This is a genomic window from Sphingomonas jeddahensis (genome assembly GCF_001981525.1).
In the GTDB taxonomy this organism is placed as follows: Bacteria; Pseudomonadota; Alphaproteobacteria; order Sphingomonadales; family Sphingomonadaceae; genus Sphingomonas; species Sphingomonas jeddahensis.
Genome location: NZ_MPSB01000001.1, coordinates 393,594 through 415,764, shown reverse-complemented (window position 1 = coordinate 415,764; position 22,171 = coordinate 393,594). Strand labels below are relative to the sequence as shown.

Here is a 22,171-nt window from a genome sequence, read left to right as displayed (position 1 = left end):
ATTGCGGTACGATCTTCGTCAAAGAGAGGATCGCTTATGGCCGAGCATGTCGATGTCATCATCGTGGGCGCGGGATTGTCCGGGATCGGCGCGGCGCATCATTTGCAGCAAAGATGCCCGGACCGGCGCTATTTGATCCTCGAGGCGCGCCAGGCGATGGGCGGGACGTGGGATCTGTTCCGCTACCCCGGCATCCGCTCCGACAGCGACATGCACACGTTGGGCTATAATTTTCGGCCCTGGACCAAGGCGAAGGCGATCGCCGATGGCCCGTCGATCCGCGAATATATCGAGGATACAGCGCGTGATGGCGGGATCGATCAGCACATCCGCTTCGGGCATCGCGTGACGGCGATCGAATGGTCCACGCCCGATGCACGCTGGACGGTGACGACGGAAGGAGCAGACGGCGCGGCGCGCTTCACCTGCAATTTCCTCCACATGTGCTCGGGCTACTACGATTATGCGCGCGGCCATGCGCCGCACTTCGCCGGGCAGGAGGATTTTGGCGGCACGATCGTCCACCCCCAGCTGTGGCCGGAAGACCTGGATTACGCCGGCAAGCGGGTCGTCGTGATTGGCAGCGGCGCGACCGCCGTGACTTTGGTGCCGGAACTGGCGAAGCAAGCGGCCAGCGTCACCATGCTCCAGCGATCGCCCACCTATGTCGTGTCCCGGCCTGGGCAGGACGCGCTGGCCAACTGGCTGCGCTCCAAGCTGCCCAGCAAAGCCGCTTACGGCATGACGCGATGGAAGAACGTGCTGATGGGCATGGTCTTCTATCGCATGACGCGGCGGCAGCCGGAAAAGGTCAAGCAGAAGCTGCTTGATGGCGTGCGGGCGCAACTCGGCCCGGATTACGACGTCGCGACGCATTTCACGCCGCGCTACAATCCGTGGGACCAGCGGCTGTGCCTGGTCCCCGATGCCGATCTGTTCGACACGATCAAGGCCGGGCGCGCAGAGGTCGTCACCGACACGATCGAGCGGTTCACGCGGGATGGCATCCTGCTCGCCTCTGGTCGCGAACTGCCGGCGGATGTGATCGTCACCGCCACAGGGCTGGAGGTGAAGCTGCTCAGCGGGATCACGCCGATCGTTGACGGGGTCGCAAGAGACCTGTCCAAGGCCCTGCAATATAAGGGAATGATGTTCTCGGACGTGCCGAACCTTGCCTTTACCTTCGGCTATACCAATGCTTCCTGGACGCTGAAGGCGGATCTCGTCGCCATGTATCTGTGCCGGCTGCTCAACACGATGAAGAAGCGCGAGCTGCGCCAGGCGGTGCCGCGGATCGGCGCGGAGGTGGTGACACCCGAGCCGTTCGTCGATTTCTCCTCAGGTTATATCCAGCGCGTGGCCGATCAACTGCCCAAGCAGGGCAATCGCAAGCCGTGGCGACTCAACCAGAATTATGCGCTCGACGTGATGGCGCTGCGCTTCGGATCGGTCGACGACAGTATGGAATTCTCCAACCCGGCGCCGGCGCAGCAGCGCGCCGCCTGATCGGCTGGCGCGGCTGGTATCCGGCTGGGCTGCTCCGTAAGAGGGGGGCATGCTGATCCGACAGGCCGAGCCGGGCGACGCGCGGGCGATTGCGGCGATCATCGTGCCGACGATCCGCGCCGGCACCACCTATGCGCTTGATCCGGACATGGACGAGGGCGATGCGCTCGCTTACTGGCTGGGCAAGGACAAGCAGACGTTCGTCGCGGTGGCGGATGGCGCAGTCGTCGGCACCTATTATTTGCGGCGCAATCAGGACGGCGGCGGCGCGCATGTGTGCAATTGCGGCTATATGACCGGCGCGGCGTCTGTGGGCAAGGGCGTGGCGCGGGCGATGTGCGCTCACTCGCTCGACGTGGCGCGCGCGGCGGGATATCGGGCGATGCAGTTCAACTTCGTCGTCAGCACGAACGAGCGCGCGGTGCTGCTGTGGCAGTCGCTGGGCTTCTCGATTGTCGGGCGGCTGCCGGGCGCGTTCCGCCATCCGGATGCTGGCTATGTCGATGCGCTGGTGATGCACCGCGCGCTGTGACGCGGCCGACACCACCGGCGCGGGCGTGCGGTGGCGCAATTAGGGAGGTGCCATGGATGACGTGCTGATCCTCACCACCGGTGGGACGATCGACAAGCTCTACTTCGACGCGCTCAGCACGTATCAGATCGGCGATAGTGTCGTGGATCGGCTGTTGCAGACCGCACGAGTCAAGCTGCCCTACCGGATCAGCGAGCTGATGCGAAAGGACAGCCTGGAGCTGACCGATGCCGATCGCGCGGCGATCGTCGCGGCAGCGGCAGCGGCGCCAGAGCGGCGCATCGTCATCACCCATGGCACCGACACGATGACGGAGACCGCACGGGCGCTGGCCGAAGTGTCGGGCAAGACGATCGTGTTGGTTGGGGCATTGGCGCCGGCGCGCTTCGCGGAAAGTGACGCTACGTTCAACCTGGGCATGGCGTTCGCGGTGGCGCAGGTTGCGGTGCCGGGCGTGTGGATCGCGATGAACGGCCGGGTATTCGACGGCACCAAGGTGCGCAAGGATCGCACCGTCAACGCCTTCGTGGCAGTGTAACGGCTAGGCTCCGCTCCGGCATGAGCGCCGGAGCGGAGAAGCGGATCAACGCTGGGCGAGGTTCACCGTCGCGACTGGCGGCGGGAAATCGAGCACGCCACACTTTTTGGTCTGCCATTCACCCTTCTTGGACCAGCAAGCCTTCTCCAGCCGCGGCACGCGCGATTCCACATGGAACCAGCGCGGGAATAGCTGCTCACCCCAGGGTGACAGGCTGTTGCGCAGCTCACGCATGCGTTCCTGCGCGATGGCGCCGAAGCTGCCGCGCGGCGCGTAAATTGCCGCGCGGCCGATCGAGCCGGCGGTCTGGCAGAAGTTATACTGCGACGACACTGCATTGAAACTCGAATAGGTGCGCGTGCCGAACTGATCGAGTGCCGCCTGGCCGCCCTTCGGCGTCTTGTTCATGCGCTTGAAATAGGCAGTGAGGGCATCATAAGAGTCTTTCAACTCCGCCTGATGGTCGGTCAGCACCGCATTGTAGTTATCCACCGTCAGCAGCGTCGGTTCGAACTGGCATTGCAGCGCGGCGACGTTCAACGCGGCACGCAGCGTCCAGGTCAGGCCGGCCTTGATCTCCTTGTCGGTGGCGCCGGGCAGAGGCTGAGCAATGCCGGGCTCGTCCCCGCGTACCGCCTGACCCGACAGGTCCTTGGACTTCATGAAGAATTGCGCCGATGCCGGCGCCGCCGCCATAAGCACTGCGGCTGCAGCACCCGCCCCAATGACCCGCAACCCCATCATTCCCGTCACTCCCCCAACACGCAAGGCGCGGGATTCATAAGCCTTTTTGTTCCATCCTCCAACACTGTTTGTTTGGGCTCAACAAACATCCCGACGCCCGGGGCCTGGAATCAGAAGGGCCGCCCAGTTGCCTGGGCGGCCCTCGAAATCACGTCAAGGACGCGATGATTACATCGCGTTCGTGCCGTTCATCATCATCATGTCGTTCGACATCATGGTGTCGTTCGCCATCATGCCGCCATTCATGGCGCCGTCAACGGCGGTCATGTTGTCGGTCATCGTGTCGAGACCCTCGGTCGCGTTCATGTCGGTGATGGTGGTGTTGTCGACGGTGTTTTCGGTCTGCGAACCGCAAGCCGACACGGCGAGCGCAGCGGCAGCAATGGCCGAGCCGGTCAGGATCTTCGAGAATGCACGCATGGATAGCTCCCTAGATAGTGGATTTGGACGGCGGACGGATCCTTAATACCCAAATCAGAGTGGATATTAGTCACAGAACGCCGACCCCTCAAGCCTCGTTTTCACGCCCACAATTAAGGCTTTCGAGGAAAGCGCCCGCCGACAACGCCAGCGCGTCGTCAAAAGTTGCAAGCGCATGAACGCCGCCGAGTTCGGCTGCGCTGGTGACGGGGTAATCGGCAATGCCGCAAGGCACAATCCCGCCGAAGTGCGACAAGTCCGGCGAAAGGTTCACCGAAAAGCCGTGCATCGTGATCCAGCGGCGCACGCGCACCCCGATTGCGCCGATCTTCGCCTCGCGTCCTTGCGCGTCATGGGTCCAGATGCCGATCCGTCCGGGCGCACGGAACGCCTCGATGCCCATTTCGCCCAATACGGCGATCACCCAGCCCTCCACGCCGTGTACGAAACAACGCACGTCCCGGCCGCGTCTCGCCAGGTCGAGGACGAGATAGCCGATGCGCTGTCCGGGTCCATGATAGGTGTACCGACCGCCACGCCCGGCATTGACCACCGGAAAGCGCGGATCGACCAGCTCGACGGGGTCCGCGCTGGTGCCAGCGGTATAGACCGGCGGGTGTTCGAGCAGCCAGACGAGTTCGCGCGCCTCCCCGGCGGCAACGGCGGCGGCGCGTGCCTCCATTTCCGCCAGTGCGGCGGCATAGTCTGTCAGGCCTGGCGTCGTGCGCCATTCGATCGTGTCATCCATTGCGAGCGGCAGATGCGATCGGGGGAGGTGATTGGCAAGGAGCGGGCGTTTGGAGTAGCAGACGCCGTGGGGCATCGGGGTGCCCGGAATAGCAAGGGCGGGCGATGATCAGCATGGGAACAATCTGGGACCGGGCGACCGCAGTGATTGCGGGTCGCTTCGGCATCCTGGCGATGATCGCATTGCTCACCTTGTTCGTGCCGACGCTCGTGCAAGCTGCGGTGGACATGGTTTCAGAAACCTCGCCGGGCATGAAGCCGGTGGGCGCCCTTGTCGCAATCCTCGTGGCGCTGGCGGGGACGGCCGGTGCGCTGGCGCTAACCGCAGTAGCGACCGACCCGTCGGTCGATCAGGGCCGGGCCTTCGCCATCGCCGGCGCGCGGATCGGGCCGATGCTGGGCATCATCATCGTGCTGATTGTGGCGGCGTTCGTTGCGATGCTGCCGGGCGTGATCCTGATCGGCATGGCCGGCTTCGACATCCAGCGCGCGCAGGCCGGGTTGACGCAGGACGGGTTGAACCTTGCCCGGTTCGGCTTCGGAATGCTCTATCTGGTGCTGCTCACCTTTGCCGTCTTGTGGATCGGTGCGAAGCTGGTGCCGCTGGTCGGCGTGGTGGTGAACGAACGACGGGGACTCGGCGCAATCCGCCGTTCGTTCGCACTGACGCGTGGGTCGACGTTCAAGTTGATCGGCGTGTTGATCCTTTATTCGATCGTGTTCGTGGTAGTGCTGATGGCGGCGACCTCCATCGTTGGCCTCGCCGTTCGACTCGCTGCGGGTGCGGACGGGGCGGCTGTGGTCACCTTTGCGGTCGGCCTGGTCACTGCCGCGGTCACGGCGGTGTTCAGTGTGCTCCAGTCGGTCTTCTCCGGGCAATTCTATCTTGCCGCCCGGGAGGTGCGCGACCCCGCATGACGCCGAACTTCGCGCGCCTGCTGGCGGATGCCTGGGGCATCTTCCGGCGCGAGGCGGACCTGATCCTGCGCATTGCGGGGCCGTTGGTGTTTCTGCCGGCGCTCGCCGTTCAGTTGCTGGCCGATCCCATGCCGCCATTGCCGGCCGAACCCGGCAACGAAGCGTCGATGGAGGCGTGGATGAACGCCGTGTCCGTGTGGGGGCAGGGGAATGCCCTGTGGTATTTGCTGGCGGACCTCATCGGCATGGTCGGGCTTGCCGGGATCGCGCTGCTGCTGCTGTCCGGCGGGCGGCTAACCGTGGGCGAGAGCCTGCACATCGCGCTGCGCCGGCTGGGACGGTTCGTGCTGCTCAACCTGCTGGTCGCCATTCCGGTCGGGCTGGGGCTTTGGATGTTCGTGCTACCGGGGCTTTATCTGCAGGCGCGCTTCATCGCTGCGCTGCCGGTGGTCGCCTCCGAGCCGCAGCAAAGCGCGGGGCGTGCGCTGGCGCGCAGCTGGCGGATGACGGCGCCGGCGAGCTGGGGCATCCTGGGGGCGGTCGTGGCGCTGTTCCTGGCGCAATGGTTCTTTGTCAGCCCCTTATTCTCCGCCGACGGCTGGCTGCGGCAGCCAGCGCACGACAATCCTTTCCTGATCGCGCTTGTCACGATGCTGCTGACCGCGGCTGGCGCGATCTACAATGTCGCGCTCCTGCTGGTCGGAATCGTCGTTTACCGCCGTTTCGCCAGAAGCGGCACGTGAGGCGCGATGTCGTCGGGAAGGAGCCCGGCGACGCGCGGATCGGCAAAGGTCTCGATCGTCCGTTTCACCGCGGTGAAGCCTTGCGCGCGGTAGAAGTTTAGCGCCGAGGGGTGGTCGAGCGTGCAGGTATGCACCCAGACGCGGGAAACACCGGGACGCCACGCGCGACCCAATGCCTCTGCCATCAGCCAGCGGCCGTGTCCGCGCCCGGCGAGCTCGGGGACAAGGCCAAAATAGGACAATTCGCATGCGTCGGTGTGGCGGAAATCGAGCTCAAGCATGCCAACCTCGATGCCGACGGGATCGAGCACGGCATAAACCTCGATCGCGGGATCGTGAATGATCGCCAGCAGCGCCGCCTCCTCCATGGCCAATCGCGAGAACCACAGCCACGGCCCACCGATGCGGCGAAACAAGGTGCGGTAGGCTTCCGCGCTCGGCTTTGCCCAGCGCGTAAGCCGCAGCGGCGAAGAGGGCGTCGGGCGGAGCGGCGGGCGCTTCTGCATCTCCAGCGTGGTAACGATCGTCGCCAGTTGATCGTCGGGAACAGCAGTCAGCCCCATCGTATCATCCCCAGGTGGCGACCGGCGGCAGGCTCATCAGGATCGCATCGATATTGCCGCCGGTCTTGAGACCAAACAACGTACCCCGATCATGAACGAGGTTGAACTCAGCGTAGCGACCGCGCCATTCATTACGCTGCGCCATGTCTGTTTCGGTGAAGGGCAGGTTCATGCGCCGGCGGACGATCCGCGGGAAGGCGTCCAGAAAGGCACGGCCGACATCCTGGGTAAAGGCGAAGTTGGCGGCGAAATCACCTTCGAGGTGATCGTAGAAAATACCACCAACGCCGCGATGCACCTTGCGATGCGGGATGTAGAAGTAATCGTCGGCCCATTGCTTGAAGCGCGGATAATGCGCGGGATCGTGGGAGTCGCATGCCGCTTTCAACGTGGCGTGGAAATCGGCGGTGTCTTCTTCGATCGGGAGCGGCGGGTTGAGATCGGCCCCGCCGCCGAACCAGCGCTTGGTGGTGACCAGGAAGCGGGTGTTCATGTGCACGGCGGGCACGTGCGGGTTTGCCATATGCGCAACCAGGCTGATGCCGGTGGCGAAGAAGCTCGGGTCTTCTGCCGCGCCGTGAATGGTCTTGCCGAATTCTCCCTCGAACGTGCCGCCGACTGTGGACACGTTGACGCCGACTTTCTCGAACACGCGACCCTTCATCACGCCGCGAACGCCGCCGCCCCCGGGTGCGCCGGAAGGATCGGCGCGATCCCACGCAGTGTAGGCGAAGGCGGCATCCGATCCCGCCTCGCGCTCGATCGCCTCGAACTCGGCGCAGATCAGGTCGCGTAGCTGTTCGAACCAGGTGCGGGCGGCGGATTGTTCGGTGTCGAGGGTGATCATGCATGAACCCTACCGGCGGCAGGTTGGCGATGTCGAGGTGACAGAATGTCCCAGCGCAGGTGTTACGCCGACTGGCGTGTTTGCCGCAGCGCCTCTGCCAGGACGATCCCGGCACTAACCGCAACATTCAATGATCTGAAGCCGGATTGCAGGGGGATTCGCACCGCCAGATCGGCGCGTGCGTGGACGCAGTCGGGAACCCCGGCGCTTTCGCTGCCGAACAGCAACACGTCGTCGATGCGGAAGCGCGCATCCCAGAGATCGGTCGCGCCCCGCGTTGTGGCGAGAACAAGCCGGCCCGTTCTTTGCGCATCAAAGCTTTGCCAATCAGCGTGACGCAAGACCTCGGCTGCGCCGGCATAATCCATGCCTGCGCGGCGCAAGGCGCGGTCGCCCCACGGAAAACCCATGGGTTCGATCAGGTCAACCGCGATGCCGAAGCATGACGCGGTACGCAGAATGGTGCCGACATTGCCGGCGATATCGGGTTCGTACAGGGCGATGCGCATCGCCGAGCCTTAGCGCCGGAGCGGGGGGCTGCCACGATGAAGCGTGGATGAACGAACGCAAAAATGACTGTTGGCAGGGCGTAGGCACGCAGCTATCAACCCGGCACCCCGCGGATCGATGGGGGTTTTCAGGCGGGCGTCGGGGGGGCTCTTTCCACACGCGCCCTGCACCGGGTCGGTTGGACAAGGGTTGGTGAATGGCGACGGTCGACAGCACGATTACTCCGGGCGATCATCCCGCCCATCATGATGGGGACGGGCACGATCCCCGTCGCCGCGATTTCATCAACATTGCCGCGGTCGCCTGGGCCGGTGTCGGCGCGGGCGTCATCGTCCTGCCGCTGATCAACCAGATGAACCCGTCGGCCGACGTGCTCGCGCTGTCGACGACGGAGATCGACATCAGCAAGATCGAGCCGGGCCAATCGATCAAGTCGACGTTCCGCAAGCAGCCTTTGTTCGTGCGCAACCTGACGCCGAAGGAAATTGCGGAGGCCGATGCGGTCGCGATCAGCGACTTGCGCGATCCCCAGTCGCTCGAAGAGCGCACAAAGGCGGGCAAGAAGAACTGGCTGATCACGCTGGGCGTCTGCACGCACCTGGGCTGCGTGCCGCTCGGCGCTGGCGAGGGCGAGAACAAGGGGCCGTTCGGCGGCTATTTCTGCCCGTGCCACGGTTCGGCCTATGACACTGCGGGCCGCATCCGGCAGGGGCCGGCGCCGACCAACCTGGTCGTTCCCGAATATGCATTCACGTCCGACACCGTCGTGACGGTCGGTTGAGGTAGCACGCAAGATGAGCTTTCCCTGGGCCAATCATTATGAGCCAAAGCAGCCGCTGATGCGGTGGATGGACGAGAAGCTGCCGCTGCCGCGCCTCGTCTATAACGCGATCGGCGCCGGCTATCCCGTGCCGCGCAACCTCAATTACTTCTGGAACTTCGGCGTGCTCGCCGGTCTGGCCTTGGTGGTGCAGATCGTTACCGGCATCGTTCTGGCGATGCACTATGGCGCGAACTCGCTGGTCGCTTTCCAGTCGGTTGAAAGCATCATGCGCGACGTCAACGGCGGCTGGTTCCTGCGCTATGCGCACGCCAACGGTGCGTCGATGTTCCTCGCGGTGGTCTATATCCACATTGCGCGTGGCCTTTATTACGGCTCGTACAAGGCGCCACGCGAGATGGTGTGGCTGCTGGGCGTGGTGATCTTCCTGCTCATGATGGCGACCGCCTTCATGGGTTACGTGCTGCCGTGGGGCCAGATGAGCTTCTGGGGCGCGCAGGTCATCACCGGCTTCTTCTCGGCGATCCCGCTGGTCGGCGAGCCGATCCGCGTGCTGCTGCTCGGCGGCTATGCGCCGGACAATGCCGCGCTCAACCGCTTCTTCTCGCTCCACTATCTGCTGCCGTTCGTGATCGCGGGCGTCATCATCCTGCACATCTGGGCGCTGCACATTCCGGGGTCGAGCAACCCGACCGGCGTGGACGTGAAGGGCGAGCAGGACACGGTGCCGTTCCATCCGTATTACACGGCCAAGGACGGCGTCGGTGTGGCGGTATTCTTCCTGATCTTCGCGGCGCTGATCTTCTTCTCGCCGAACCTGCTCGGCCACCCGGACAATTACATCGAGGCGAACCCGCTCTCGACCCCAGCGCACATCGTTCCCGAATGGTACTTCCTGCCGTTCTACGCGATCCTCAAGAGCTTCACCGCGGACTTCATCCTGACGGGCAAGCTGTGGGGCGTGCTGGCAATGTTCGGCTCGATCCTGCTGCTGTTCTTCCTGCCATGGCTCGACAGTTCGCCGGTGCGTTCGTCCAATTATCGGCCGACGTACCGCTGGTTCCTGATCGTGCTCGCGCTCGACGTCCTGGTGCTGGGCTATATCGGCGGCGCGGAGGCAACGGCGCGCAACGTCATCATCGGTCAGATCGCGACGGCTTATTACTTCGCGCATTTCCTGATCATCCTGCCGATCGTGTCGCGCTCGGAGCGTCCGCGCCCGCTGCCCAACTCGATCACCGAAGCGGTGCTCGCCAAGCATGGCGGAACGTCGCCTGCCGAAACCGCGCTGGCGCACTGAGCCGATACGGGGAATAAAAAGACAATGGTTCGTACCATCGCACTCCTGATCGGCGCGGGTTTCGTGTTCGTGCTCGGCATCGCGCTGTTCGGCACGATCTCGACCGCGATCACCGATCCGGCGCCGGAAACGGCGGAACATGAGTTCCATCATCATCCCAAGGACGCCGGCCTTTCGTCGGCCGGCCTGTTCGGCACCTTCGACAAGCAGCAGCTTCAGCGCGGCCTCAAGGTTTATCAGGAGGTTTGCGCCGCCTGCCATAGCCTGAAGTATGTCTCGTTCCGCGATCTCGAGCAGATCGGCTACAGCGAAGGCCAGGTAAAGGCGCTGGCGCAGGCCTGGCCGATCGAGCAGCCGAGCGTGAACCCGGACACGGGTGAAGCCGCGACGCGCAAGAACATTCCATCGGACCGCTTCCCGAGCCCGTACGCGAACGAAGTCGCAGCGCGCGCTGCAAACAACAATGCGCTGCCGCCCGATCTGTCGCTGATGGCCAAGGCGCGGCATGATGGCGCAAACTATGTCGCGTCGCTGCTGACCGGCTATCAGAACCAGCCGGCCGAGCTGCTGCGCAAGTTCCCGGACGCCAAGACGCCGCAGGGGCTGCACTACAACCCGTATTTCGCAAACCTCAACATCGCCATGCCGCCGCCGATTACGTCGGACGGTCAGGTGACCTATGAGGACGGAACGCAGCCAACGCGTGACCAGATGGCGAAGGACGTAGCGGCCTTCCTGGCCTGGACGGCAGAGCCGAACCTCGAACGGCGCCATGCTGCCGGCTTCGCGACCGTCATCTTCCTGCTGATCTTCGTCTTCCTGACTTGGGGCGCGTATAAGAACGTCTGGCGCGGCGTTAAGCACTGAGCCGAGCATTCCGGCGGTAACAAAAGGGTTTCTCTCGCAGCGCGAGAGAGACCCTTTTTCGTTGACGGGACCTGTTCCCCTCACGCTTGCGGGAGGGGCTGGGGGAGGGCATGTCACGCGCATGAGCATCTCCGACAGTTCTTCCCTCGACGTCTCCCGCCAGCCGGTGGGGAGTGACAGTCGCTCCGCTGCTCGCGTTGACGACAATGGTGACCTCAAGGCACTGATTCGGACGATTCCGGACTTCCCCAAACCAGGTATCCAGTTTCGGGACATCACCACCCTGCTGCTCGACCCAGTCGGCCTCGCGCGGTGCGTGGAGCGGATGGTGGCTGCGACCGAAGGACCGATCGACCTGGTTGCGGGTATCGAGGCTCGCGGCTTTCTGTTTGCTGCGGCGCTCGCCGTTCCCCTGAAGGCTGGCGTGTTGCTGATCCGCAAGGATGGAAAGTTGCCCGGCGCGACCATCGCGGAGGATTATGCGCTTGAATATGGGCAGGATCGCATCGCGATGCATGCGGACGCCTGCGCGCCGGGCGCACGCGTGTTGTTGATCGACGACCTGATCGCGACCGGCGGCACGGCGCGGGCGGCGGTCCGGCTGCTGCGCAAAGCGGGTGCGAGCGTCGCCCAAGCGCAGTTCCTGGTCGACCTTCCCGATCTTGGGGGGGCCGCGCTGCTGCGCGACGATGGCGTGGTGGTGCACGCGCTGGTTTCGTTCCCAGGCCATTAAGGAACCTCGGTCGATAGCCCTCGTTCTCCGATGAAGTGCGGCGCGTACCGGCCGGTTCTCCAGCGTAGTGGGAGTGAGATCATGAAATGGAAGCGTTTTGGCCTAGTTGCGTTGTTGGGCGCGATCGGCTTCGGGACCGCGGCGTGCACCGATGGCTATGGTTATAGCGGGGTCGGCCTGGGCTATAGTTCCGGCTATTACGCGGATCCCTACTACGGCGATCCCTATTATGCCGGCGGCGGCTGGGCCGGCGCTGGGGGGGCGTTCGGGTGGTATGACAACTTTTATTACCCCGGCACCGGCGTCTACGTATACGACCGCTATCGGCGGCCACATCGCTGGGACGATGGGCAGCGTCGCTACTGGCAATCGCGACCGGGCTGGAACCAGCCGGGGGCGCGCGCCAATTGGAACGATTTCCGCCGCGATTACCGCGCCGAGCGCCGCGATCTTCGTGGTGACCTGAGGGACAATCGTCGTGCTTACCGCGACGGGACGATCAATCGCGATCAGTTTCGCGCGGGGCGCCGGGATGCGCAACGCGAGTTCCGCCGTGACGTTCGCCGCGATTATCGTGAGTTGAGGCAAGAGAATCGCGCCGATGGCGTGCGCACGCCCCGCTTCAACCGGAACCCCGGCGTCAATCGTAACCCCGGTTATCAGCGTGGCCCCGGCTTCAACAGAGGCGGCGGGCGTGGTGGCGAGGCGCGCCGGAACAACGGGCCGCGGTGAGCGGTCAGCCGGCGGCGCGCTGTCGCCGCCGGTCTGTTATTGCTTGGGACGAGTCGCGATCAGGCCGTTTGACACCATCGACATCACGGCGACGCCATCCTGATTGAAGACGGTCATGCGGCTTTTGAAGATGCCCATTTCGGGTCGTGACTGCGACTGGCGTTTTTCGATCACTTCGGTTTCGCAGCGCAGCGTATCGCCGGGATAGACCGGTTTCAGCCAGCGCAGCTCGTCCACGCCGGGCGAGCCGAGGCCGGCCTGCTTGTTGTTCTTCAAATTGGCGACGATCATCGACATCACCATTGCGCAGGTGTGCCAGCCGCTCGCCGAGAGCCGCCCGAAATGCGTCTGCGCGGCGGCTTCGTCTGACAGGTGGAACGGCTGCGGGTCGTAGCGCGAGGCGAAGTCGATCACCTCCTCGCGGGTCACCCGATAGCTGCCGAAGCTCGCCTTGGCGCCGATGGCGATGTCCTCGAAATATTGCATGGCCTCTCCTATTCGCGTCGCAGGACGGGGCGGAACACCGCATCCGTCCCGTCCAGCCTAGGGTCAGCCGGCAGGCCGAGCAACGTCCGCAGCAGCGGCGTTATTGCGACATTGTCGAAGGCCTTCACTGTGCTTCCGGCGATAAAGGCGGGGCCGTTAGCGATGAACAGCGATCTCATGCTCTCCGACGTCGGATCGAAGCCATGATTGCCGCGCGAGAAGGGTGCGCTCGGCGCGGTCTTCATCAATTCCCATCCATCCTGCGCGAGGCACAGGAACGCCGGAATGCGCGGATTGCGGCCATAATGGAAGCGCGCCGGAATTTCAGCTTTGCGCCAGCACTGCATGTGCGGATGCGATTTCAGCAGGGCGGCCGCGGTTGCCGCCTCGCGCCCTGGCAGCGGCGCGAAGGTGGCGTAGGGGCCTCCCTCCACGATACGCGCGTCCGTGGCGGGAACGATCCGGTCAAGCGCGACCACGCGTTCACTGGAAGTTGCGGCCATGCCATGGTCGGACACGACGATGAGGTTGGCGGGCTGGCCCAAGGCTGCGAGTTCGGAAACCATGTCCCCGATCTGGCGATCCACTTCGGCGACCGCGGCGTTCACGCGTTCCGAGTTCGGGCCGCCGCCGTGGCCAGCAGTATCGACCACGTCGAAGTAAGTGGTGATGAGGCGCGGGCGAGTGGCGGCGGGGCGACGAAGCCAGTCGATCACCTGACGCACGCGATTGTCGCCGGGCAACTGCTGGCTGAAGGCCTGCCAGTCGCTCGGGCGCATGCCGCCGGTGATCTCGTGCGGCCATTGCGCGGCGCGAGCGCCGCCCCAGGCGACGACGGAACCGGGCCAGAACATGGAAGCGGTGCGGATGCCGGCCTTTTCCGCCGCGACCCAGATCGGCGGGGCAGCATTCCACCAGAAGGGATCGTCGGTGGCCATGGTGAAGACTTCGCCAGGACGGCTCGGATCCTCGATCATGTTGGCGGTGATGCCGTGGCGATCGGGACGCACGCCGGTGACGAGCGTCCAGTGGTTCGGGAAGGTTTTGGACGGGAAGGACGGCCGCATCTGGCCAGTGGCGCCACCTGCGGCAAGCCGCGAAAGGTTGGGCGTGATCCCGCGGTTGAGATAGTCGGGGCGGAAGCCGTCAATCGAGACGAGAATGGTGACCGGTTCGCGTGCCTCCGATGGCGTTGAGGCAAGCGGCGCCGGCGCAGTCGCGGCGGGGAGCGCTGGCGGCGTCCAGGGGTAAGCGCATCCGGCGAGGGCGGTCAGCGCGGCGAGCGAGGGGATGAGTCGGCGGAACATGGCGCTCCGGTAGCGGGCGCTGCGCGTCCTGTCTTGCGCGGTAATGTTACAATGCCCGGCAGTTACCGCTCGCCCCTATGTCATGCCGGGACCAGCCCGGCATGACGTGGGTGATGGGGCCGTACTTCAACTTCTAGGAGAGCTTCGCGGCAAATGCCTCGAGTTCGCCCGGAGCAGGGAGCTCAGCGAGCGGCGGTTTGCCGCGCGCCGCCCTGCCCAGCGGCGGTCACGCGCCAGATCACGTTGCCGACATCGTCCGCCACCAGCAGCGCGCCAGTGCGGTCCCCGATAACGCCGACAGGGCGACCCTGTGCTTCGCCATCAGCGTTGAGGAAGCCGGTCAGCACATCGACGGGCTTGGCGCCTGCCACCGGCCAGCCCCGTGGGCCGAATGGCACGAAGACCACCTTGTAGCCCGATGGCGGGACCCGGTTCCAGGAGCCATGCTCGCCGATGAAGGCACCGGTCGCAAAACGCTGCCCCAGCTTCACGTCGCCGGCGAAGGTGAGGCCGAGCGCCGCGACGTGCGGCCCTAGCGCATAATCAGGGCGTTTCGAATATTGCTGGAGCTGCGGATTGGCGGGTTCGACCCGTTTGTCGGGATAGCCGCCCCAATAATACCAGGGCCAGCCGAAGTGATCGCCAAGCTCAACCGCGGTCAAATAATCCGGCACGATATCCGAGCCGAGCATGTCGCGTTCGTTGACCACCGTCCATAGCTGGTTCGACTGTGGGTTGATCGCCATGCCGTTGGCGTTGCGCAGGCCGGCGGCGTAGATCCGCGACCTCTTCTCCTTTGGCCAGACCTGGAGGATCGTCGCGCGCCGGTGCTCGAGATCGAGGCCCTTTTCGCCGATGTTCGACGCTGAACCGACCGAGACATAGAGCGTGCGGCCATCCTCCGCGGGGATGACATTGCGGGCCCAATGGTTCTCGCCGCCGGGCAGCTTGATGACGAGCTCGGGCTTGGCGCTGATCTTGGTTGCGCCTTCGGTATAGGGCACACGGACCAGCGCGTCGGTATTGGCGATGTAGAGTTGGCCCTCGAACAGCGCCATGCCATGCGGCGAGTTGAGGCCGCTCATGAATACGGACTTGAGATCGACCTTGCCGTCCCCGTTGGCATCACGCAGCAAGGTGATGCGGTTGGCCGATGGTACGCCGGCCCCGGCGCGGCCCATGAGGTAGCGCATCACTCGATCGACAAAGCTGTGCCCACGCGGCGGCGAGTTGCTTTCCGCCACCAGCACGTCGCCGTTGGGCAGGCGATACAGCCAGCGTGGGTGATCGAGCCCGTCTGCAAAGCGCTCGACGGTCAACCCGGCCGCGGGGGTGGGCTTGGCACCGGCCGGCCATCCGACCGCTTCGGCGACCTTTACCGTGGGAATGATCTGGCTGCGTGGCTCGCTGATCGTCGGGCGCTGACCGGTGACGGCCGCTACGTCGAGCTGGGCCTTGTCGGGCCAGCCGAGCCACACGAAGATACCGACGCCGGCGAGGACAAGCAGGCCGAGCACGATCAGGATGTGTTTGCGCATGGTGCTAGAGATAGACCGTGGGGAGGGGTGGGGGAAGGGTGGTTGGAGAACGACCGGCTGCTTGGCTGTTCTATTTGACTGCCTGAGCAACTGCAGAATGTGACCGATTATCGTACGGCGCCTCTTACCCGCCGTCATCCCGGCCTTGTGCCGGGATCCAAGCGTCCGCAGGTGCTGTCGCTCGTTCTTTCAACCTCGACGTCAGTGGCACCATGGATCCCGGCTCAAGGCCGGGATGACGGAGTGATCTGGGCAAGATAGAGTTTTCTGCCACGGGCGCCGTCATTCATCAAAAGGGCAGAAGTGCTCAGCCGAGTAGCGTATCCGCCAGCACCAGCAGCAGCTTCACATCCATCGCCAGCCCTTCGTTCCGCTTGCGCGCGACGAACGCCGCCACTTCCCGGCGAGGGACGAGGTGCACGGTGATATCCTCATGCTCGTCGCCGCCACCATCACCCACCTTCACCAGATCGCGGGCGCGGACCAGGGTGAAGCCTTCGCTGACCATGCCCGGCGACGAATGGAACACGCCAAGCGGCTCGATCGAACCGGGACGGTAGCCGGTCTCTTCCTCCAGCTCGCGCGCGGCCGCTTCGATCAGTGGTTCGCCTTCGTCCACGTCGCCGATCAGTCCGGCGGGAAGCTCCAGGCAGGTGCGGCCGATGGGAACGCGATATTGCTCGACCAGGATCACCTCATCGGCATCGGTGATCGCGACGATCACTGCCGCTCCGATGCCGCGGCAGCGCGAGGCATATTCCCACTTGCCCTGCTTCACCATCTTGATGAAGCGGCCTTCCCACATCGTCTCGGGCGTGTCGGTGTCGGTGTCGGCAGTGGCTGAGGTATCGGTCATAGTTCGATCAGGCGATCCGGCAGTTCGTTGGGATTGCTGCCGGTGCGCGGGAAATGTTCCGCCAGCACGACACCGATTTCTTCCACCGCCGCGGCCATGCCGTCGGCAACGCGGCCGTCCTTCACCGCCTCGATCAGCACGGCCATCGCGTGGCCCCACACGTCGGATGCGACGCGATCATGGATGCCGGCATCAGCGATGATCTCGGCGCGGTGTTCGTCAAGGCTGAGATAGAGGAGGACGCCCGTGGCCGCGACCGTGCGGTGCTCGGCGGAGGCGCGGAACAGCGCCAACGCGCGCGCATGTACCCGGCGGGTCTTGGTCGACCCTGGCGTCAGCGCCATGCGCAGCGGCCTGATGGCGAAGATGTACCGCGCGATCAGAAACGTCAGGGCGGCAAGGAAGGTCGCGATCGTCAGCGCCGCGCTGGTCGTGACGTGATCGGTCCAGGGGTCGCGCACCAGTGCATGCAGCGCATCGACCCAGCCTGGAAAGGCCGCGAGCAGCGCCAGCACCAGCAAGGCGGCGAGTAGCGCATAGTGAAGCCCGACATCGTGATAGGGATCGGAGGTACGGGCGACGATTGTGACGATCTCGCCGTCCGTCTCCCGTTCGGCGCGCGCCACCGCTTCGGTGACCCGTGCATGATCATCCCGGCTGAGGCGCATCACCAACTCCCCGAGGCGCCGCCGCCGCCCGAGCGTTGCGCCTTGTGAGTCGCATCGAATTGCTTGACCGCCGCGTCGAGCCGCGCCTGCGCCTCTTCCGGTGATGCGCGCAGCTGCCCGATCAGCGCATCGGTGCCCGCAGCGACGCCCCCGGGCAGATCGCCAGCCTTGAAGCGGGGCAAAATCTGCTGGTTGATGATCACGCTGGAAAAAGCGTCGGTGATGAAGGGTTCGAGGCCGTAGCCGACCTCGATCCGCACCTTGCGCTCGTTCGGCGCGACCAGCAGAATCGCGCCGTTGTTCACATCCTTCAGGCCGACCTGCCAGGCGCGACCGAGCTTGTAGCCATATTCCTCGATGGGATAGTTTTCGAGGCTCGGGACCGTTGCCACAACGAGCTGGCGCTTGGTGTCGCGCTGAAGCGCCTCGAGCTTCTGCGTAAGCTCTGCCTCGACCTGCGGTGGCAGCACGTTGGCGGCGTCCACGACAAAGCCGGTGAATTTGGGAAAGGTCTGCGCCGAGGTGGGGGTGGCGACCGCCAGCACCGCCATCATGACGATCACGAAAAGGGCCCGCCAACCGTTCGCGCGGAGCTTGTCGAAGCGCTGCACTATCTACTCCCGAGACAACAAGGGCAGGGCGTCGACAGGCTCAGCTCGGACGGGAGGGGCGATCAGCCCGTCCGGCTGAGAGACGATGAGCCCCTCCAAGGATCAGGCGCCGAAATCCACCTTCGGGGCGGTCTCGGCACCCGGCGTCGTCGCCTGGAACGGCACCATTGGCTTCGCGCCGTAGAAGATCTTCGCGCCGACCGCGTCGGGGAAGGTGCGGATGCGGGTGTTATACTGCTGCACCGCGGTGTTGTAGTCGTTGCGCGCGATGGTGATGCGGTTCTCCGTGCCTTCAAGCTGGCTCATCAACGTCGTGTAGTTTGCCTGACTCTTCAGCTCCGGATAGGCCTCCTGCAAGCGCTGCAGCGACAGCGTTACCCCAGCCTGCGCGCGCTGATAGGCCGCCATCTTGGCCGGATCGGCGAGATCGTCGCCCGACACCTGCACCTGAGTCGCCGAGGCGCGCGCCTGCGTCACTTCGGTGAGGACTTCCTTTTCCTGCGCCCCGGCGGCCTTCACCGTCGACACGAGATTGGGGATCAGATCGGCGCGGCGCTGATACTGGTTCTGCACGTCGGCCCAGCGCGCTTTCGCATTCTCCTCCGCCGTGGGCACGCTGTTGATGCCGCAGCCGGCAAGGCTGGCAGAAAGCGCGACAAGAAGAAGGGGACGGAACGTCATGGGCGTGGGTCTCCAATTGCTGTATCAGCCATATAGGACAGCGGAGCCGCTTGGCGAAGGGGTAATCCGCGATTAACGGCGATCGCAACTGCTTCTCGGGGGAAACATGCTCAAGGAATTCAGGGCGTTTATCGCACGCGGCAACGTGCTCGATCTGGCGGTTGCGGTGATCATCGGTGCCGCATTCGGCAAGATCGTCACCTCGCTGACCGAGGACGTGCTGATGCCGGTGATCGGCATGATCTTCGGCGGGCTGGATTTCTCAAGCTACTTCGTTGTGCTGGGCGACGTGCCGGCCAACCTCGCTGGATCGACCGACTATGTTGCGCTCAAGAAAGCCGGCGTGCCGCTGTTCGGCTATGGCGCGTTCATCACCCAGGCGGTGAATTTCATCATCGTGGCGTTCATCATCTTCATGCTGGTGCGCACGGTCAATCGCATGGTGACGTTGTTCGAGAAAGAGAAGGCGAAAACCGCAGATGAGCCCAAGGCTGAACCGGCGGATGTCGCGCTGCTGCGCGAGATTCGTGACGAGCTGAAAGCGCGGCCAAAGGTCTGAACCGCCGAGGTGCAGCGGGGGCGCCCATGGGTTGTGGGCGCCAAGCTCCACGGTCTAAAGGCCTTTCCTGAACAACGGAGAGGCATCATGCGCGTCATCGACCATCATATCGTCGGCCTTCAGGGCGGCGGCGCGGGCGGGCGTACGTCCGATGTCTTCGATCCTAACACCGGGCGCGTGCAGGCGCAGGTGACACTCGGCACGCAGGCCGATCTCGATCACGCGGTGGCGGCGGCCGAGGCGGCGCAGCCCGGCTGGGCGGCGACCAATCCCCAGCGCCGCGCCCGCGTCATGTTCGCGTTCAAGGCGTTGGTCGAAGCGCACATGGACGAGCTGGCGCGCCTGCTATCGTCCGAGCATGGCAAGGTGATCGCCGACGCCAAGGGCGATATACAGCGCGGGCTTGAGGTGGTCGAGTTCGCCTGCGGCATCCCGCATGTGCTAAAGGGCGAATACACTCAAGGCGCCGGTCCCGGCATCGACGTTTACTCAATGCGCCAGCCGATCGGCATCGGCGCGGGCATCACGCCGTTCAACTTCCCCGCCATGATCCCCTTGTGGATGGGCGCGGTGGCGACGGCGTGCGGGAACGCCTTCATCCTCAAGCCCTCCGAGCGCGATCCCAGCGTGCCCGTGCGCCTCGCCGAGCTGATGCGCGAGGCTGGCATGCCGGAAGGCATCTTCCAGGTCGTCAATGGCGACAAGGAGATGGTCGACGCGATCCTTGATCATCCGGCGATCGGCGCGGTGAGCTTCGTCGGTTCGTCCGACATTGCGCATTACGTTTACCGCCGCGGCGTGGCGGCGGGCAAGCGCGTGCAGGCGATGGGCGGCGCGAAGAACCACGGCATCGTCATGCCCGACGCCGATCTCGACCAAGTGGTGGCCGATCTGTCGGGCGCCGCCTTCGGCTCTGCGGGCGAACGCTGCATGGCGCTGCCCGTCGTGGTGCCGGTCGGCGACAAGACCGCCGACGCCTTGCGCGAGAAGCTGCTCCCGGCGATCGAGGCGTTGCGCGTCGGCGTATCGACCGATGCGGAGGCGCATTACGGCCCCGTCATCAACGCCGCGCACAAAGCCCGCGTGGAACAGTGGATCCAGACCGGCGTCGACGAGGGCGCCGAGCTGGTGGTCGATGGCCGCGGCTTCACGCTGCAGGGGCATGAGGAAGGGTTCTTCGTCGGCCCGTCGCTGTTCGATCGCGTAACGCCGCAGATGAAGAGCTATCAGGAGGAGGTTTTCGGCCCCGTCCTCCAGATCGTTCGCGCCCAAAGCTTTGAGGATGCGGTGCGGCTGCCCAGCGAGCATCAATATGGCAATGGCGTCGCGATCTTCACCCGTAACGGCCATGCCGCGCGCGAGTTCGCCGCGCGGGTCAATGTCGGGATGGTCGGCATCAATGTGCCGATCCCGGTGCCGGTGGCCTATCATACCTTCGGCGGCTGGAAGCGCTCCGCCTTCGGCGACACCAACCAGCACGGCATGGAAGGCGTGAAATTCTGGACCAAGGTGAAGACGATCACCCAGCGCTGGCCCGACGGCAGCGGCATGTCAGGTGGCGATCTGCCGCGCGGCAGCGAGGATGGCGGCCCGTCGCGCATCCAGGACGCCTTCGTCATCCCGACGATGGGGTGAGGGCGTAATGGTGAGACACGTCATCGTAACCGCGGCGGCGCTGGCGCTGCTTGGCGGCTGTACGATCCCCATTCCTGAAAAGGAGAATGAGATCGATTACGGCAATGGCGCCTTGTTCAACGAAAGCAACGCCGCCGATGTCGTGCAGTCGGCCGATTCCGGCTCCGGCGGCGCGGGCGCGGGCGCGATCGTGCTGGACGGGCGCATCCCCGCCGCGTTCCTTGGTCGCTGGGGGCTGGTGCCGGGGGATTGCACCTCCACGGCGGGCAACAACAAGGGGCTGATGACGGTCGAGCCCGACCGACTGACTTTTTACGAATCGCGCGCCACCATCGCCAAGCTGGAGGGCATCTCGCCCACCGAGCTGCGCGCGACGCTCGCTTTTACCGGCGAGGGGCAGGAATGGACGCAGGAGACGCCGTTGATTCTGGAGAATGACGGCGCGGCGCTGACCCGCGTCGCCGATGGTCAGACGCTCCGCTACACGCGCTGTGGCGCCTGATGGCCGTGGCGGAGCATAGCTGGATCCTGACCTTCTCCTGCCAGGATCGCAGCGGCATCGTCGCGGCGGTCACCGGCTGCGTGGCGCAGGCGGACGGGTTCATCCTCGACAGCCAGCAATATGCCGATTTGGAGACGGGCCGCTTTTTCATGCGGCTGGTGTTCACCGGCGGCGACATGCACGAAGCGCTCGCCGAAGTGGCGGCGCGGTTCGGGTTCGACTGGACGCTGGTGCCGGCGGATCATCGGCCCAAGGTGGTGATCGCCTGTTCCACCACCTCGCATTGCCTCAACGACCTGCTGCACCGCTGGTCGATTGGCGCGCTGCCGATCGATCCGGTGGCGGTCGTATCCAACCACGAGACCTTGCGTGGGCTGGCTGAGTGGCACGGCGTGCCCTTCCACCATCTGCCCGTGTCCGCCGCCAATCGCGCCGAGCAGGAGCGGGCGATGCTGCAGCTGTTCGACGCGAGCGGTGCGGAGCTGCTGGTCCTCGCCCGCTACATGCAGGTGCTCTCGCCCGATCTGGTCGCGGCAGTGGAGGGCCGGTGCGTCAACATCCACCACAGCTTCCTGCCGAGCTTCAAGGGTGCCAAGCCCTATCACCAGGCGCATGCGCGCGGGGTGAAGCTGATCGGTGCCACCGCGCACTTCGTCACCACCGCGCTCGACGAAGGGCCGATCATCGAACAGGCCGCCGAGCGCGTCGACCACCGCGCGACCGCCGACGAGTTCATCGCCATCGGGCGCGACATCGAGGCGCAGGTGCTGGCGCGCGCGGTGCGTTGGATCGCCGAGCGCCGCGTGCTCGCCAATGGTGCGCGCACCGTTGTCTTCCGTTAGAGCCG

Annotated in this window: 27 protein-coding genes; 14 read left to right on the top strand and 13 right to left on the bottom strand. The window is 64.8% G+C overall.

The features are described from left to right. Positions 1 to 36: 36 nt before the first annotated feature. From SPHI_RS01960 to SPHI_RS01950, 3 genes are read left to right on the top strand one after another with little or no spacing between them, the layout of a single operon-like run. Complete coding sequence (locus SPHI_RS01960; RefSeq protein ID WP_076743184.1) at positions 37 to 1,506, top strand: flavin-containing monooxygenase; 1,470 nt, start codon at positions 37 to 39, stop codon at positions 1,504 to 1,506. Between the two features lie 49 nt (positions 1,507 to 1,555). Further along, positions 1,556 to 2,038, top strand: coding sequence for a GNAT family N-acetyltransferase (locus SPHI_RS01955; RefSeq protein ID WP_076743183.1), 483 nt, complete (start codon positions 1,556 to 1,558; stop codon positions 2,036 to 2,038). A gap of 52 nt (positions 2,039 to 2,090) precedes the next feature. Then, positions 2,091 to 2,576, top strand: coding sequence for an asparaginase domain-containing protein (locus SPHI_RS01950; RefSeq protein ID WP_076743182.1), 486 nt, complete (start codon positions 2,091 to 2,093; stop codon positions 2,574 to 2,576). Positions 2,577 to 2,621: 45 nt separating this feature from the next. On the opposite strand, the gene SPHI_RS01945 is transcribed toward SPHI_RS01950, so the two are convergent. The 3 genes from SPHI_RS01945 to lipB form a co-directional block, all read right to left on the bottom strand. After that, on the bottom strand, positions 2,622 to 3,320 hold the full coding sequence (locus SPHI_RS01945) for a hypothetical protein (protein WP_076743181.1): 699 nt from the start codon (positions 3,318 to 3,320) through the stop codon (positions 2,622 to 2,624). A 168-nt stretch (positions 3,321 to 3,488) separates the two neighbouring features. After that, positions 3,489 to 3,740 (bottom strand): hypothetical protein, encoded by a 252-nt coding sequence (locus SPHI_RS01940; RefSeq protein ID WP_076743180.1) that lies wholly within the window; start codon positions 3,738 to 3,740, stop codon positions 3,489 to 3,491. 88 nt (positions 3,741 to 3,828) lie between these two features. Next, on the bottom strand, positions 3,829 to 4,488 hold the full coding sequence (lipB, locus tag SPHI_RS01935) for a lipoyl(octanoyl) transferase LipB (protein ID WP_076743179.1): 660 nt from the start codon (positions 4,486 to 4,488) through the stop codon (positions 3,829 to 3,831). Between the two features lie 104 nt (positions 4,489 to 4,592). Here lipB and SPHI_RS01930 point away from each other — a divergent pair, with 104 nt between their 5' ends. Together SPHI_RS01930 and SPHI_RS01925 are read left to right on the top strand one after the other, a co-directional pair. After that, positions 4,593 to 5,405: a hypothetical protein gene (locus SPHI_RS01930; protein WP_076743178.1), complete on the top strand. Its 813-nt coding sequence runs from the start codon at positions 4,593 to 4,595 to the stop codon at positions 5,403 to 5,405. Then, positions 5,402 to 6,148: a hypothetical protein gene (locus SPHI_RS01925; protein WP_076743177.1), complete on the top strand. Its 747-nt coding sequence runs from the start codon at positions 5,402 to 5,404 to the stop codon at positions 6,146 to 6,148. Before SPHI_RS01930 ends, SPHI_RS01925 begins: the two co-directional genes overlap by 4 nt. Here SPHI_RS01925 and SPHI_RS01920 read toward each other — a convergent pair. The 3 genes from SPHI_RS01920 to SPHI_RS01910 form a co-directional block, all read right to left on the bottom strand. Further along, positions 6,118 to 6,711 carry a GNAT family N-acetyltransferase gene (locus SPHI_RS01920; RefSeq protein ID WP_076743176.1) on the bottom strand — a complete coding sequence of 198 codons (594 nt, stop codon included), beginning with the start codon at positions 6,709 to 6,711 and terminating at the stop codon, positions 6,118 to 6,120. The two genes, SPHI_RS01925 and SPHI_RS01920, sit on opposite strands and share 31 nt — an antisense overlap. 4 nt (positions 6,712 to 6,715) lie before the next feature. Then, positions 6,716 to 7,558, bottom strand: a complete 843-nt coding sequence (gene hemF / locus SPHI_RS01915; RefSeq protein ID WP_076743175.1) for an oxygen-dependent coproporphyrinogen oxidase — start codon at positions 7,556 to 7,558, stop codon at positions 6,716 to 6,718. A gap of 62 nt (positions 7,559 to 7,620) precedes the next feature. Beyond that, positions 7,621 to 8,067 (bottom strand): tRNA (cytidine(34)-2'-O)-methyltransferase, encoded by a 447-nt coding sequence (locus SPHI_RS01910; RefSeq protein ID WP_076743174.1) that lies wholly within the window; start codon positions 8,065 to 8,067, stop codon positions 7,621 to 7,623. A 197-nt stretch (positions 8,068 to 8,264) separates the two neighbouring features. Here SPHI_RS01910 and petA point away from each other — a divergent pair, with 197 nt between their 5' ends. The 5 genes from petA to SPHI_RS01885 all read left to right on the top strand — a co-directional run bounded on the left by petA (position 8,265) and on the right by SPHI_RS01885 (position 12,481). Further along, on the top strand, positions 8,265 to 8,849 hold the full coding sequence (petA, locus tag SPHI_RS01905; RefSeq protein ID WP_076743173.1) for a ubiquinol-cytochrome c reductase iron-sulfur subunit: 585 nt from the start codon (positions 8,265 to 8,267) through the stop codon (positions 8,847 to 8,849). A 13-nt stretch (positions 8,850 to 8,862) separates the two neighbouring features. Next, positions 8,863 to 10,149 (top strand): cytochrome b, encoded by a 1,287-nt coding sequence (locus SPHI_RS01900; RefSeq protein ID WP_076743172.1) that lies wholly within the window; start codon positions 8,863 to 8,865, stop codon positions 10,147 to 10,149. Between the two features lie 24 nt (positions 10,150 to 10,173). Beyond that, the gene (locus tag SPHI_RS01895; protein WP_076743171.1) at positions 10,174 to 11,016 is read left to right on the top strand and encodes a cytochrome c1; all 843 of its coding nucleotides are present in this window, start codon (positions 10,174 to 10,176) and stop codon (positions 11,014 to 11,016) included. 121 nt (positions 11,017 to 11,137) lie between these two features. Next, the gene (locus tag SPHI_RS01890; RefSeq protein WP_083719605.1) at positions 11,138 to 11,749 is read left to right on the top strand and encodes an adenine phosphoribosyltransferase; all 612 of its coding nucleotides are present in this window, start codon (positions 11,138 to 11,140) and stop codon (positions 11,747 to 11,749) included. An 81-nt stretch (positions 11,750 to 11,830) separates the two neighbouring features. Beyond that, positions 11,831 to 12,481, top strand: coding sequence for a periplasmic heavy metal sensor (locus SPHI_RS01885; RefSeq protein WP_076743170.1), 651 nt, complete (start codon positions 11,831 to 11,833; stop codon positions 12,479 to 12,481). A gap of 36 nt (positions 12,482 to 12,517) precedes the next feature. Here SPHI_RS01885 and SPHI_RS01880 read toward each other — a convergent pair whose 3' ends face one another. The 7 genes from SPHI_RS01880 to SPHI_RS01850 form a co-directional block, all read right to left on the bottom strand. After that, positions 12,518 to 12,967, bottom strand: coding sequence for a MaoC family dehydratase (locus tag SPHI_RS01880; RefSeq protein WP_076743169.1), 450 nt, complete (start codon positions 12,965 to 12,967; stop codon positions 12,518 to 12,520). A gap of 8 nt (positions 12,968 to 12,975) precedes the next feature. Then, positions 12,976 to 14,274 carry an alkaline phosphatase family protein gene (locus SPHI_RS01875; RefSeq protein WP_076743168.1) on the bottom strand — a complete coding sequence of 433 codons (1,299 nt, stop codon included), beginning with the start codon at positions 14,272 to 14,274 and terminating at the stop codon, positions 12,976 to 12,978. Positions 14,275 to 14,456: 182 nt separating this feature from the next. Beyond that, a complete protein-coding gene (locus tag SPHI_RS01870; RefSeq protein ID WP_076743167.1) occupies positions 14,457 to 15,812 on the bottom strand; it encodes a PQQ-dependent sugar dehydrogenase in 1,356 nt (451 codons plus the stop codon). Between the two features lie 307 nt (positions 15,813 to 16,119). Continuing rightward, on the bottom strand, positions 16,120 to 16,668 hold the full coding sequence (locus SPHI_RS01865) for an NUDIX hydrolase (RefSeq protein WP_076743166.1): 549 nt from the start codon (positions 16,666 to 16,668) through the stop codon (positions 16,120 to 16,122). Next, positions 16,665 to 17,336 carry a TPM domain-containing protein gene (locus tag SPHI_RS01860; protein WP_076743165.1) on the bottom strand — a complete coding sequence of 224 codons (672 nt, stop codon included), beginning with the start codon at positions 17,334 to 17,336 and terminating at the stop codon, positions 16,665 to 16,667. The genes SPHI_RS01865 and SPHI_RS01860 overlap by 4 nt, the downstream gene beginning before the upstream one ends. Then, positions 17,336 to 17,947, bottom strand: coding sequence for a TPM domain-containing protein (locus SPHI_RS01855; protein ID WP_332888897.1), 612 nt, complete (start codon positions 17,945 to 17,947; stop codon positions 17,336 to 17,338). Before SPHI_RS01855 ends, SPHI_RS01860 begins: the two co-directional genes overlap by 1 nt. Positions 17,948 to 18,049: 102 nt before the next feature. Next, the gene (locus SPHI_RS01850; protein WP_076743164.1) at positions 18,050 to 18,628 is read right to left on the bottom strand and encodes a LemA family protein; all 579 of its coding nucleotides are present in this window, start codon (positions 18,626 to 18,628) and stop codon (positions 18,050 to 18,052) included. A 106-nt stretch (positions 18,629 to 18,734) separates the two neighbouring features. On the opposite strand from SPHI_RS01850, the gene mscL reads away from it, so the two are divergent. The 4 genes from mscL to purU all read left to right on the top strand — a co-directional run bounded on the left by mscL (position 18,735) and on the right by purU (position 22,166). Continuing rightward, the gene (gene mscL, locus SPHI_RS01845) at positions 18,735 to 19,187 is read left to right on the top strand and encodes a large conductance mechanosensitive channel protein MscL (RefSeq protein ID WP_076743163.1); all 453 of its coding nucleotides are present in this window, start codon (positions 18,735 to 18,737) and stop codon (positions 19,185 to 19,187) included. Between the two features lie 87 nt (positions 19,188 to 19,274). Beyond that, the gene (locus SPHI_RS01840; RefSeq protein ID WP_076743162.1) at positions 19,275 to 20,822 is read left to right on the top strand and encodes a CoA-acylating methylmalonate-semialdehyde dehydrogenase; all 1,548 of its coding nucleotides are present in this window, start codon (positions 19,275 to 19,277) and stop codon (positions 20,820 to 20,822) included. 7 nt (positions 20,823 to 20,829) lie between these two features. After that, positions 20,830 to 21,324: a hypothetical protein gene (locus tag SPHI_RS14755; RefSeq protein ID WP_096348705.1), complete on the top strand. Its 495-nt coding sequence runs from the start codon at positions 20,830 to 20,832 to the stop codon at positions 21,322 to 21,324. Further along, a complete protein-coding gene (gene purU / locus SPHI_RS01830) occupies positions 21,324 to 22,166 on the top strand; it encodes a formyltetrahydrofolate deformylase (RefSeq protein ID WP_076743161.1) in 843 nt (280 codons plus the stop codon). The genes SPHI_RS14755 and purU overlap by 1 nt, the downstream gene beginning before the upstream one ends. The last annotated feature ends 5 nt before the right edge of the window (positions 22,167 to 22,171 follow it).

Excerpts from the sequence above, each read along its gene's own strand:
- SPHI_RS01960 (WP_076743184.1), top strand. The coding sequence starts at position 37 with ATGGCCGAGCATGTCGATGTCATCATCGTGGGCGCGGGATTGTCCGGG.
- SPHI_RS01955 (WP_076743183.1), top strand. The coding sequence starts at position 1,556 with ATGCTGATCCGACAGGCCGAGCCGGGCGACGCGCGGGCGATTGCGGCG.
- SPHI_RS01950 (WP_076743182.1), top strand. The coding sequence starts at position 2,091 with ATGGATGACGTGCTGATCCTCACCACCGGTGGGACGATCGACAAGCTC.
- SPHI_RS01945 (WP_076743181.1), bottom strand. The coding sequence starts at position 3,320 with ATGATGGGGTTGCGGGTCATTGGGGCGGGTGCTGCAGCCGCAGTGCTT.
- SPHI_RS01940 (WP_076743180.1), bottom strand. The coding sequence starts at position 3,740 with ATGCGTGCATTCTCGAAGATCCTGACCGGCTCGGCCATTGCTGCCGCT.
- lipB (WP_076743179.1), bottom strand. The coding sequence starts at position 4,488 with ATGGATGACACGATCGAATGGCGCACGACGCCAGGCCTGACAGACTAT.
- SPHI_RS01930 (WP_076743178.1), top strand. The coding sequence starts at position 4,593 with ATGATCAGCATGGGAACAATCTGGGACCGGGCGACCGCAGTGATTGCG.
- SPHI_RS01925 (WP_076743177.1), top strand. The coding sequence starts at position 5,402 with ATGACGCCGAACTTCGCGCGCCTGCTGGCGGATGCCTGGGGCATCTTC.
- SPHI_RS01920 (WP_076743176.1), bottom strand. The coding sequence starts at position 6,711 with ATGGGGCTGACTGCTGTTCCCGACGATCAACTGGCGACGATCGTTACC.
- hemF (WP_076743175.1), bottom strand. The coding sequence starts at position 7,558 with ATGATCACCCTCGACACCGAACAATCCGCCGCCCGCACCTGGTTCGAA.
- SPHI_RS01910 (WP_076743174.1), bottom strand. The coding sequence starts at position 8,067 with ATGCGCATCGCCCTGTACGAACCCGATATCGCCGGCAATGTCGGCACC.
- petA (WP_076743173.1), top strand. The coding sequence starts at position 8,265 with ATGGCGACGGTCGACAGCACGATTACTCCGGGCGATCATCCCGCCCAT.
- SPHI_RS01900 (WP_076743172.1), top strand. The coding sequence starts at position 8,863 with ATGAGCTTTCCCTGGGCCAATCATTATGAGCCAAAGCAGCCGCTGATG.
- SPHI_RS01895 (WP_076743171.1), top strand. The coding sequence starts at position 10,174 with ATGGTTCGTACCATCGCACTCCTGATCGGCGCGGGTTTCGTGTTCGTG.
- SPHI_RS01890 (WP_083719605.1), top strand. The coding sequence starts at position 11,138 with ATGAGCATCTCCGACAGTTCTTCCCTCGACGTCTCCCGCCAGCCGGTG.
- SPHI_RS01885 (WP_076743170.1), top strand. The coding sequence starts at position 11,831 with ATGAAATGGAAGCGTTTTGGCCTAGTTGCGTTGTTGGGCGCGATCGGC.
- SPHI_RS01880 (WP_076743169.1), bottom strand. The coding sequence starts at position 12,967 with ATGCAATATTTCGAGGACATCGCCATCGGCGCCAAGGCGAGCTTCGGC.
- SPHI_RS01875 (WP_076743168.1), bottom strand. The coding sequence starts at position 14,274 with ATGTTCCGCCGACTCATCCCCTCGCTCGCCGCGCTGACCGCCCTCGCC.
- SPHI_RS01870 (WP_076743167.1), bottom strand. The coding sequence starts at position 15,812 with ATGCGCAAACACATCCTGATCGTGCTCGGCCTGCTTGTCCTCGCCGGC.
- SPHI_RS01865 (WP_076743166.1), bottom strand. The coding sequence starts at position 16,668 with ATGACCGATACCTCAGCCACTGCCGACACCGACACCGACACGCCCGAG.
- SPHI_RS01860 (WP_076743165.1), bottom strand. The coding sequence starts at position 17,336 with ATGCGCCTCAGCCGGGATGATCATGCACGGGTCACCGAAGCGGTGGCG.
- SPHI_RS01850 (WP_076743164.1), bottom strand. The coding sequence starts at position 18,628 with ATGACGTTCCGTCCCCTTCTTCTTGTCGCGCTTTCTGCCAGCCTTGCC.
- mscL (WP_076743163.1), top strand. The coding sequence starts at position 18,735 with ATGCTCAAGGAATTCAGGGCGTTTATCGCACGCGGCAACGTGCTCGAT.
- SPHI_RS01840 (WP_076743162.1), top strand. The coding sequence starts at position 19,275 with ATGCGCGTCATCGACCATCATATCGTCGGCCTTCAGGGCGGCGGCGCG.
- SPHI_RS14755 (WP_096348705.1), top strand. The coding sequence starts at position 20,830 with ATGGTGAGACACGTCATCGTAACCGCGGCGGCGCTGGCGCTGCTTGGC.
- purU (WP_076743161.1), top strand. The coding sequence starts at position 21,324 with ATGGCCGTGGCGGAGCATAGCTGGATCCTGACCTTCTCCTGCCAGGAT.